This window comes from Rhodococcus zopfii NBRC 100606 = JCM 9919 (genome assembly GCF_001895025.1).
Classification (GTDB): Bacteria; Actinomycetota; Actinomycetes; order Mycobacteriales; family Mycobacteriaceae; genus Rhodococcus; species Rhodococcus zopfii.
Genome location: NZ_BCXI01000076.1, coordinates 1 through 10508, shown reverse-complemented (window position 1 = coordinate 10508; position 10508 = coordinate 1). Strand labels below are relative to the sequence as shown.

Annotated in this window: 9 protein-coding genes and 1 pseudogene; 5 read left to right on the top strand and 5 right to left on the bottom strand. The window is 68.3% G+C overall.

Translation table 11 applies throughout. The features are described 5' to 3' along the window. Together RZ1_RS28530 and RZ1_RS28525 are read right to left on the bottom strand one after the other, a co-directional pair. Positions 1–490: pseudogene (locus RZ1_RS28530) on the bottom strand (insoluble domain protein); the annotation flags it as partial. Between the two features lie 37 nt (positions 491–527). Next, positions 528–2120 (bottom strand): cutinase family protein, encoded by a 1593-nt coding sequence (locus tag RZ1_RS28525; RefSeq protein WP_283236387.1) that lies wholly within the window; start codon positions 2118–2120, stop codon positions 528–530. Between the two features lie 500 nt (positions 2121–2620). Between RZ1_RS28525 and RZ1_RS30300 the strand changes: the two genes are divergently transcribed. After that, positions 2621–3250 carry a hypothetical protein gene (locus RZ1_RS30300; protein WP_139282051.1) on the top strand — a complete coding sequence of 210 codons (630 nt, stop codon included), beginning with the start codon at positions 2621–2623 and terminating at the stop codon, positions 3248–3250. Further along, positions 3247–3666, top strand: coding sequence for a hypothetical protein (locus tag RZ1_RS28515; protein WP_072816209.1), 420 nt, complete (start codon positions 3247–3249; stop codon positions 3664–3666). The genes RZ1_RS30300 and RZ1_RS28515 overlap by 4 nt, the downstream gene beginning before the upstream one ends. On the opposite strand, the gene RZ1_RS28510 is transcribed toward RZ1_RS28515, so the two are convergent. From RZ1_RS28510 to RZ1_RS28500, 3 genes are read right to left on the bottom strand one after another with little or no spacing between them, the layout of a single operon-like run. Next, positions 3653–4999 carry a cytochrome P450 gene (locus tag RZ1_RS28510; RefSeq protein ID WP_072816207.1) on the bottom strand — a complete coding sequence of 449 codons (1347 nt, stop codon included), beginning with the start codon at positions 4997–4999 and terminating at the stop codon, positions 3653–3655. The two genes, RZ1_RS28515 and RZ1_RS28510, sit on opposite strands and share 14 nt — an antisense overlap. A 19-nt stretch (positions 5000–5018) precedes the next feature. Continuing rightward, positions 5019–6146: a DUF6545 domain-containing protein gene (locus tag RZ1_RS28505; RefSeq protein WP_072816206.1), complete on the bottom strand. Its 1128-nt coding sequence runs from the start codon at positions 6144–6146 to the stop codon at positions 5019–5021. Then, positions 6143–6649 (bottom strand): hypothetical protein, encoded by a 507-nt coding sequence (locus RZ1_RS28500; RefSeq protein ID WP_029547260.1) that lies wholly within the window; start codon positions 6647–6649, stop codon positions 6143–6145. The genes RZ1_RS28505 and RZ1_RS28500 overlap by 4 nt, the downstream gene beginning before the upstream one ends. A 262-nt stretch (positions 6650–6911) precedes the next feature. Here RZ1_RS28500 and RZ1_RS28495 point away from each other — a divergent pair, with 262 nt between their 5' ends. The 3 genes from RZ1_RS28495 (at position 6912) to RZ1_RS28485 (ending at position 10251) form a co-directional block, all read left to right on the top strand. Then, entirely contained in the window at positions 6912–7115 is a 204-nt protein-coding gene (locus RZ1_RS28495; protein ID WP_029547261.1) for a hypothetical protein, read from the top strand. A 286-nt stretch (positions 7116–7401) separates the two neighbouring features. Further along, the gene (locus RZ1_RS28490; RefSeq protein WP_072816214.1) at positions 7402–9195 is read left to right on the top strand and encodes a hypothetical protein; all 1794 of its coding nucleotides are present in this window, start codon (positions 7402–7404) and stop codon (positions 9193–9195) included. 411 nt (positions 9196–9606) lie between these two features. Then, on the top strand, positions 9607–10251 hold the full coding sequence (locus RZ1_RS28485; RefSeq protein WP_072816204.1) for a dihydrofolate reductase family protein: 645 nt from the start codon (positions 9607–9609) through the stop codon (positions 10249–10251). Positions 10252–10508 lie beyond the last annotated feature (257 nt).

The following is a 10508-nucleotide window of genomic DNA, read 5'->3' as shown; positions in this document are numbered from 1 at the left end:
AGAAGGTGGCGACCTCGGAGCGGATCAGACCGGCGGTGTTGTTGGTGCGCTCCCGGTCGTCGTCGGTGACCCAGTTCGGCTGGTTGACGTGGACATCGCCGACCATGATCTTCTCCGGCGGAGCGAGGTAGATCGGCTCCGGGGTGACCGGCTGCGGCGCCCGCAGCGTCATCGGGTCGATCGGCGGCGGGGCGGACTGCCGCTCGTAACGGTTCGTGTCGTAGTTGTAGTCCGGCAGCGGCGCGTACTGACGCTGCTGCGCCGGAGGCGGGGTCCAGTAGATCTGCTTGGCCGGAGGAGCCGGGGCCGGCTTCGGGGCGCTGGTGGTGCCGCCCTGGGTGGACGGGGCCGGGGTGGTCACCCCGCCCTGCGAGGGCAGCTCGACCGGAGCGGCCGAGGCCAGCCCCGACCCTGCTGCCACGATCGCTGCGGCCGTGGCGGGCACGACGCTCGCCTTGGCGAGCCGCGAAGCCCTGCGATGTGTGCTCATGATCGCTTCTCTCTCTCTCGTATGTCGGGGCGCGAAATCAGTTGAGTGCGGCGGCCGAGACGCCGCCCTGCTCGAGCACCGTCGGTCCCGTCTCGACCACACGCGTCGTGGTCGTGGCCGGTGCCGCGGTGGTGGAGGTCACTGTTTGTGACGGCGTGCTCGACGTGGTCTCGGTGGTGCTTGTCGGCCGAATCGCGGTGGTTGTCGGGACCGGCGTCGTCGAGGTCACCGTCTTCGATGTGGTCGTGGACGTGGACGATGCCGAGGAGGCGGCGGCGTCGAGGTCGGCTGCCGCCGCAGCGAGCCAGGACGCGACGAATCGTGTCGGGGCCTGCCCACTGGCGGTGGCCGGAACCGACCCGTAGGAGCCGTGCTCGGCGGCGACGTTGCGCACCGTCGTCATCGCCACCAGATCGAAGGCATCGCGGTTGGCCTTGACCTCGTTCTGCACGACCTGGAACGCCTGGCGCACGAGGCGTTGCGAGGTCGCCGGCGGAACCAGCTCGGGCAGCACACCGACCGTCCTGGCGGCGAGCACCCCGAACGCCGCGGCCGGATTGGCCAGCCCGACCGCCGCGACTGCCGCGATCGTCTCCGGGGTGAGCACCTTCTTGGCGACCGTGACAGCCGCGTTGAGGCCGATCAGACCGACCTTCATCAACGCCGCGGTCACTTCCTGCCCGGTCGGGGGTGTGGCCCGCGGATCGGAGGCTTCCGCCAGACGCTGCGAGATGGTCTTCTTCGGCTGGATCGACACCGCCTCGAGGGCGTTCCTCGGAGCCGCAATGTCCTCGTTGACCACCTCGACGGCGGTGGTGAACGCCGTCGAGGCCAAGGCCCGCCCGACCGTGGCGACGGCGACGAACGGATCACCGCCGACCTCGACCTGCCCGGCGACGTTGACCACCGCCCGCACGATCGGCGCGTTCGCCGGAGCGTCGCACGCCAGATCACCGGTCTGGCACCAGGACGAGACCCGACCCGAGAGGGTGCCGTAGTCCGTGGTCAGATCGGCGACGGGGCCGATGCCGCCGCCTTCCGGGGCGGTGAACGCCACCGACGACAGCGCCTTGACCGTCTCGCCCGTGGTGCCGGGAACCGGCGACGGGTCGCTCTGCGAGGTGCCGGGGAACAGGCCGGAGCCGGGGCTGCGGGTCGGCGCGCCGAACAGCGCACCGGCCGCGACCGAGCCGGCCGGCACCGCTCCGGTGCCCTTGCCGACCGACCGCAGGAAGTTCGAGGCCGCGTGAGCGCCCTGGGAGAAGCCGACCACGGCGAGCTTGGCCGACGGACACTGCTCGAGCACCTTCTTCGCCGCCAGGGACAGGTTTTCCTCCCCCTCGGTGACCGACTCGACGTACGACCGGCTACCACCGGGGGTGAGGCCGCCGAACGAACCCGGATACGGCACATAGGCCCGATCGACGCTCGCGCCCAGCTCACGGGCCTGGTCGAGCATCGGCCCCATGATGTTCGACAGCATCCCGGTATCGACCTTCACCGGCGCACCCGGTGAGGACTCCGTCGTGCCCTGCATCCCCAGGACATACAGATCCGGGCACCCATCGACCAGCCCGTCGAGCCAATGCGTCTGCGCGTGCACCGGGACCAGACCACCCACACCAGCCATGACCGCAGCCGTGGTGACGGCGGTGGCCACAGTCCGCGTCCCCCAATCCTTCATCTCTCTCCATCCCTCGAGCAGTCGATCCTCAAGACCCGCAGTGATCACCCCCACCGTTCCGGCTCTCGGGTGCAGAGCTTGTGCGGAAGCCCTGCACCCCAGAGCCGGTACGCCACAGGGCGCTGCACTGCTGTGAGTGCGCACAGCCCTTCATGGGGCCCCGGTCCTCCGAGACAGTGGCCGCCCCGGTGCGGGACCGGCACAAAATCCCTCTTCGCAAATCCGAAGCAAAGCATATACTCGAAAAGTTCGAAAGAAAAGCAAAAAACAATCCAACTTTAGCGAAGGAGGTGGCGGTGAAGGTTGACGTGGAGTGTCGCAAAGCCCCAGCTCCTTCGAGGTACCGAAGGCATCTGATTCGGACATTGGCCGGTAAGGTCGATGCGATGACAAACGAGCGGGCGCGTTTTGCGCGAATAGTTGCCGAGCGGAGGCGCCTGCTTGGCTTGACTCTCGACCAGCTGCAACAAGCCGGCGGGCCCTCCGACGTGACTACGGGCAAGATAGAAAAAGGCGCCATCGCTTCCCCGAGCGCCCGTACGCTGCGACGCCTCGACACCGGTCTGCAGTGGACCGAGGGATCTGCGGCGAGGGCCTTCGCCGGCGGGGAACCCACTGCCTTGGAGGAGGTCCCGTCCGTACGGCGATCGACTCCCAGTGCGGTCAACGCCGCTGCGGACTCGGTGACCCTCTCCCTGACCGTGGTCAACGAGTTGTCCGACATCGCGAAGCGGTACGAACGGTTGGCGGGGACGATCGAGGACCAGGAACTTGTCGCCGAACTGGGTCGGATCAACACCGACTTCGACGTGCTGGTCGATCGCATCCTGCGGGCATGGTTGATCGCCCAGCTCGAACGCAAGTCGGCACCGGACTCACCGGTGCGAGGTGATCCGGTGGTGGAGATGCTGATCGGGGACTACCTCAATCGCACGCCCGAGCCCCCGTCTGTCGAAGACGCCCACGAGCTGCTGTACCTGCGGTGGCTGACGGGTCGGGCCGGGGAGATCGACGAAGCGACAGAGCACGCGTTCGTCACCCAGTGGAGCAAAGCGCAGAAGGAGGACCGTCCGTGAACTACCTGGCCCCGTCCCTCGGGCAGAAGCTCGAGCGGCTTCTCGCGTTCTACCACCACCGCAACGAACCCGAGCTGACGTTGCAGGCGGTGGCCACCATCGTCGGACAGCGCATCGGCGAGCCGGTCCCGGTGGAGGTGTTCGACGAGGTCCGCTCCGGAGAGCGGACCTCGTTGCCGGTCACCATCACCGACGCGCTGTGCGACGCGTTCAAGGTCGACCGCGACTACCTGCGCCTGAGCGGTGGCCGGGACATCGACATCGATCAACGGTTGCGTCTGTGGATCACCATCCGGGACCGCGGGCTGCACCACTTCGCCGCGCGTGCCACCAGCCTGACGCGCGAAGACCTCGAGCGGCTCATCGCGGAAATCGAGCGGATGACGCCGCAGACGGGCGGACTCAGACAGGCGTGAAGCGCAGACGAAGGCCCTTCGGGCGCAACGTCAGTGTTTCTTCCACCTCGAGCGAATAGCCGGGTTCGGGAGTGATGTCGAACTGCAGCACCAGGGTCGCCAATGCGAGGGTCATCTCGTGCAAGGCGAACTGCCGGCCGATGCACGAGCGGATGCCGGTGCCGAACGGCTTGAACAGCTCCGGTGCCCGACCACGGTTGTGCTCCGGTGCGAAGCGATCCGGGTTGAACCGGTCGGCGTCGGAACCCCAGGCCGGATCGCGTTGTACCGCCAGCAGCAGCACGAACACCCATTCCCCGGCCGCGAACTCGTAGCCGCCCACCCGGGTGTCCTGCTTGGCGGAGCGGAAGAAACCCGGAGCCGTGGGCCACAACCGCAGTGCTTCGTTGATCACCTGGCGCGTGTAGCGCAACCGCGGCACGTCCCCGTACCGGACGGAGCCGTCGCCGAGGACCCCGCGAGCCTCCTCACGCATCCGGGAGGCCACCACCGGATCTTGGGCGATGAAGTGCAGCGCAAAGCTCAGTGCGTTGACGGAGGTCTCGTGGCCGGCCACGAGGAAGGTCAGCACCTGGTTGCGGATGTTCTCCGGATCGAGCGCAGCACCGTCGTCCGGATGCAGCATCCGGTCCAGCAGATCACGCCGGCGCTCGCCCGACCGCTGCCGGGCCGCAATCACCTCGTCCACGGTCTCGACCAACAAGGCATGGTCGAGCTCGTTCTGCTGCTCGGCCTTGCGGTGCAGGAACTTACCGACGAAGGGCACCGGGATCGCACTGTTCTGCGCGAAGGTCAGTGCTCGGCTCATCGCGGCCACGAAGGGATGCTCGCTGCCGCCGAACGAATCGAACGAGTAGCCGAAGCCGCAGCGACCGATCACCTCGAGGGTGAGCTTGCCCATCTCGTCCACGACCGGCACGTATCCGTCGCCACTGGCGAGGTCCTTGCCCAGCTCGTCGACGACCTCGACCATCACGTCGTGGTAGGAGACCATCGCCTCCTTGGTGAAGCCGGGCATGAGGACCTCGTGTGCTCGTGCCCAGCTCGATTCCCAGTTGTAGGCGGTGAAGAGCCCGTCCGCCACCAGCGGTCGCAGCCGTTCGAGAGGTCGCCCGATGTACTTCTCCCACACCGTGTCGTCGAAGACCTGCGCGGCGAGCTCCGCGGAGCCGACGAAGGTCAGGTCCGTCCCGAGAATGGAGCGCCGGTAGATCGGCCCCAGCTCCTCGAACCGCTGCAACGTGGTCTGGTTCGGTTTCTCCTTGGACATTCCCAGGACATCGCCGATGAACGGCACCCGCCGCGGCGGATGCGGAATCGTCGTGTTCGGCACTAGCCGTTCCTTCCCCTTGTCACACGCTCACGGCGTCGGCCGGGCGCTTGGTCCATGCTTGCGCGATGCGCAGCAGCTCGTCTTCGTCGGCAAGCCACCGCGGCGTGGCCACGCGGGATTCCGCCGCCCCGGCTCTGCGCCGCTCGAGCGCGTTGACGATCGCGGCGCACCGCTGCGTCGGGGTGGCCTCGTCCCGCCGCTCCTGCTCGGTCATGTACGGCAGGAGGGTGAACACCGCGTCCTCGCACTCGATCCGCATCCGGTGCTCGCGATCCACACTGTTCGGAAGCAGCCCCGTCGATTCCATCGACATGGCCGGCAACGCGCTCGACAGGTCCTGCCACATGGGCGTCAACGTCAGCACGGCCACCGACGACGGATCGTTGCGCAGTTTCGCCCGTACCGCCGCGCACACCGGAGCGGCGACGACAGCCGCCAACACGCACGCGGTCGGCAGGAAGAGCACATCGTTGGACTGGCTGCGCCAGTCGGTGAACCCATTGGTCACCTCCACGGACATCAACACGGCGTTGGCGAACCGCGTCAGATGATCGAAGGCCGACACGGCGCCGGTGCCCAGGATCAGTCCTGCCCACAGCCGAGTGGACCGGTTCTGCTCACCGTCGCGGAGGATGCGCAGGCACGCGTACGCCACCGCCGCCACCGCCAGCGGCATCTGGGCCGCGTAGATCGCCATGTACGTCACGGTCCGCACCGAGCGCAGCTCCTCAATGGCCACACCCATCGAGCGCGCCGGCGCACTGATCCAGGCCATCACCAGCATCCACCCCACGATCAGGGCGTAGCACCCGACGATCGTGCGCCGCGGAATCTTCCGCACCTTGCGGTAGGCCAGGACGATGAGGAAGATCGCGGCCGCCCCGAGCATGGCGAAACCGTGGGTGAGCAGGCGAATGTCCGACAAGGTCAGGGGTGTGACCCCCAGCAGAATGGTCTGTACCGCACCGTCTCGGAGCAGCGAGGCACCCAGCCACCACACCAGCAACCAGGTGATCTGCTGGTCGAGCTGACGTTCGGAGACGAACAGAGCCCGTGCCGCGATGACCAGGGCGAGGAACCCCATCATGGGGATGCTTGCCCACTCCGGCAGCGCGGAGGTGGCCTCCTGGTGCAGCAGAGCGCTCATCGCAGCGGGGCGAAGACGCCGGCGATTCGATGCAGATCACCGTGACTGTCCAGGTCGATCGGACCGCGACTGAGCACCGCCAGGTGCGTGCCGAGCAATTCGGCTTCCGCCTCGGTCGGAGAGTCGAAGGTCGAACGCCGCATCATGTACTCGATTCCCTCCAAGCTCAGCCCTTCGGTCAGGGCGCTTTCCGTCGGGCGGAACGGCTCTCCCGGGTGCTGACCGAGCACATGGCCGACCTCGTGAAAGATCTGCTGACGCTGATGGCGAACCGAGCGAGCCGGGTCATAGCGGATGACGTACCGCGTCGGGCCACCGAAGAGCAGCCCGCATCGGGTCTGCAGGTCCGTCGACAGGCCCGGCCACGGCTCCAACTCCACCGCCTTCCCGGTGTCCTCCTCCAGCCAGCTGAGGAACTCCGCGACCGTCCACGGCGGCTCCAGGGGCACCCGATCGAGGATCTGCGCGATCCGTTCGCGTCGATCGCCCCCACGTCTCAGCACTCGCTACCTCCCCTTCAGGCCTCCCCTGCCAGATGGCGGAACCTCCGGAGCATAACGCAAGCCATACTCTCGCCAGGCGTCACTAAACAAAGGCAAAGAATAGGTGAATAGTATGAAAGAATCCGAGTTGGCGGTCGAGGCGTGGGCGTGTCGGACATGCTTTACGCCTCACCTGTCACAAGATGGTCAAGGCATCGCCTCGGCTCGGGCCGACCGGCCATGTTGGCACAGGTTGAACGGTGGAGGGAGAACTGCAGTGGGAATGGCTAGCAAGGGTGCCCGTACCCGCGTGGTCACCCGCGTCCCGGATGAAGTCTACGAAGCCCTCGAGGAGGGTCGCCGAGCTGCTGGGGTCGAATCGATCAGCCAGTACGTCGCGGACCTGCTTGCAGTGACCACCGGCCACCATCTACTCGTCCGCGAGCTTCAGCGCCACCGCGAGGAGGAGGTTCGTATGTCTGCGTAGCCCAAGAGTGGCTTCAGCAACTTCATAAGCAACACGCAGACCACATGAGAAAACCCCCAGCCGTGCGGGGCTGAGGGTCCTCAAAGTTGGTGAGAGCTAAGCGGCCAAACTCGGCTCTCGTACTGCTTTCCCCGAAGGGACTGTCTTGCCGGACAGGTCTCAGGGTACATCGCGCCCTGAATCAGAGCCAACGATCGCTGCGCGTGTCGCCATTCTCACCGGTGACACCGCACCGAATCGTCACCTTTTCGACGTGTGCACGCGCCGCTGGTCGCCGCGTGCCCGGGTGCGGATCGACCCGGATCGCACCCACACGTATGCCACCACGATGGCCGTGCCCAGCCAGCCGCCCGGATTTCCGTGGGCGATCTACCTGGCCGACGCGAACCATCGCTACCGCCTGCTGGCGTTCGACCTCGACAGCGGACGCCACGGCCCCGACGCCGCCTGCACCGATGCCGACCGGCTGGCCGCGCACCTGGCGGAACTCGGGGTTCCGCACCTGCGCACCCGGTCCGGGCCCACCGGCGGGCAGCACATCTGGCTGCGCCTCGCCGCCCCGGGCGCCGCCCCCGACGACGTGCGTCGCCTCGCCCACGCCCTGCGCCAGCACTACCCCAGCCTCGACACCGCCCCCTTGACCAACCCCGCCACCGGCGCCGTCCGCCCCCCCGGGGCCCCGCACCGCCGCGACGGGCAGTCCCGACCCCACCTGCACGGCGCCGCCCTCGAGACCGCCCTCGCCCGCCTCGACACCGAAACCGCCCCGGAGGTGGTGGAATGGTTGCTGGCCCGGCACCCTCACTCCGCCGCCCCGGCCCCCCACCGCCCCACCGGGGCGGTGCGCATCGTTGATCAGGCCTCCAATCCCCGCTTGGACCGGCCGCGGCGCCCGCTCACCGACGCCACCCGCGCCCTGCTGGCCGCGGTTCCGGCACCCGGAGCGGACCGCTCGGCGATCGTGCACAGCATCTTTCTGGGCATGGCCCGCGCCGGCCACACCCTCGCCGATGCCCGGGCGGCCGCGGCCACCGCGCCGGGACTGGTCCGTCTGCGCGAGGACCGCGCCCGCGGCCGCGAGGACACCGACCGGCAATGGCGCCGCGCCCTGGACACCGCCGCCGGCTTCGCCTCCGCTCCCCCGACCACGCGGACACCGGTCGACGACGAACTCGACCGCATCGAGGCCGCCATCGGATCCGACCCGGCGCACTGGGCCCGCCCCGGCGGCGCCAGCGACGAACGCATCCTCTACGCCCTCCTCGCGCTCGCCCGCACCGCCCGCACCCGCACCGTCGACATCGACTGTCGCCGACTCGCCCAGGCCGCCGCGGTCGATGCCTCCACCGTCTCCCGGCGGTTGCGGGTGCTGGCCCACGAGTCCTGGGTGCGATGTGTCCGCACCGGCAGCGGAACCCGCGCCGCCACCTGGCAACTCGAACTCCCCGACCCGGCCGCCGCGCTACCTGCTGCAACACAAGGGGAACCCGCCCCCGCCCCGGGGCACTCTCCCTCCCTGCTAGAGCACCACACGCACGATCTCTGGGCGCACCGGTCCGGGCTGGGTGGGGCAGCTGCCCGTATCCACTGGGCCGCGATTTCGGGAAAACTCCTCATTTCCGGAGCGGGCAGAAATCCCGACGAAGTGGCTGCCTTGACCGGCTACAGCCTCGCCACCGTGACGCGGACCCTGTCTACCCTCGCCCGCTTGGGCCTGCCCACCGATCTACGAGCCGATACCCCTGAGCTCCGGGAACAGCTCGATCGCGGCGCCGACCGGGTCGGGGCCTCCGGTGTCGGAGCGCAGCGGGTCCGCCGCCACCTGCTCGATCGGGAGCTGCACCGGTGGTGGCTCGAAGAGCAGGAATGGCGCTGCCGACGCGGCAAGAAGACCGGCGTGCCCCGCACAGTCTCGCTGACCATCGCCCTGCCGATCGACGCTCCCGCTCGGCTGCGGTACGGCCGATTCCCGGTGACCGACACCGGCCGCGCCGACTATCGCGCGGCGCGAGCCGTGGTGACCCGTTCCCTGGTCGGGACTCCCCCGACGGAGTCAGGTCAATGCAATGAGGCGGCTTGAACACCCTCAGTCATCTACTTCGTGGGATCGGTACGAATCCACTTCGGCGATCTGAGTGAGGAGGAGCGCAGCGGAGGCCGCCGATTCCACGACTGGAACGATCACAGGCCCCGTCACGGATTGCCAAGCCGCAGATCGTGCCGGTGACTTGCGGTGTCGGTGGCCGCCGGGCGATTACGTGGTGCGCCGTCCCGGCGCGGGCGCGCCCGTCATTCCGAGCACATGCAGAGCCTGGTGGCGTGATCAGGGCAAGGACCCGACCGCGGGAGGGGGTGACCGATGCACCGCGCAAGGCGGTCGACACGCAGGAAGCAAGAGTCGTTGCAGCGATGAGTTTGCCCACGCCGGCAGGTCTATCTCTGCGACTCTATCTCTGCGACCGGGACAACCCACTTCACCGGGAGCCACGCCATGGGCTTGATCGACATCGAACTGTTCACCACCCTCGACCTCGTCGGACAGGCACCCGGCGGCCCCGACGAAGACCCGGAAGGGTTCCCGTTCGGCGGCTGGCAGGCACCCCTGCTCGACGAGGTCACCGGCGCGCAGATCGGGGCCGCCTACGACGGCACCGACGCCCTGCTGCTCGGCCGCCGGACCTACGACATCTTCGCCGCCTACTGGCCGCACCAGCACAGCGGCGAGAACCGCGACATCGCCACGCTCTTCAACAGCGTCCCGAAGTACGTGGCCTCCCGCGGCCGGCCCGACCTCTCCTGGTCCGGATCCACACAGCTCGGCCCCGATCTGGCCACCGCGGTGCGCGAAATCCGGGACCGGCACGAGCACATCAAGGTCGTCGGGAGCCTGAATCTGGTCCAGACCCTCCTGCGCGAGAAACTCTTCGACCGGCTCGACCTGTGGGTGCACCCGATCGTGCTCGGCGTCGGGAAGAAGGTGTTCGACGCCGGCGCGGTGCCCACCAATCTCACTCTCCTCGCACCGCCGGTAGCCGGCTCGACGGGCACCGTGTACCTGCGCTACGCGCGCGCCGACGGCATACCCGGCACCGGGGACATGAGCGCCCCCGACCGCGGCGCCGGACACGATGGCTGAGACCGCCCCGCCGGATGCGGCGCTCAAGCATTCCTGGACTATCTCCCGGCCACGCCGCGGCGCGACGCTGCAAGTGTCTCTGCCCTTCGGTGCACTGGATCGCGCCCTTCGTGGACTTGTGTGCATACGGTGCGTGCGCAGCGCTGAAAGCATGCACAGCATGCACAGCCTGCACGCACCGCATGCCGTGCATAGGGACGCATCCGTCGCAGGTGACGCATGCAAGCCGCGCTCTGCATGCAAACGATGCTCTGCAC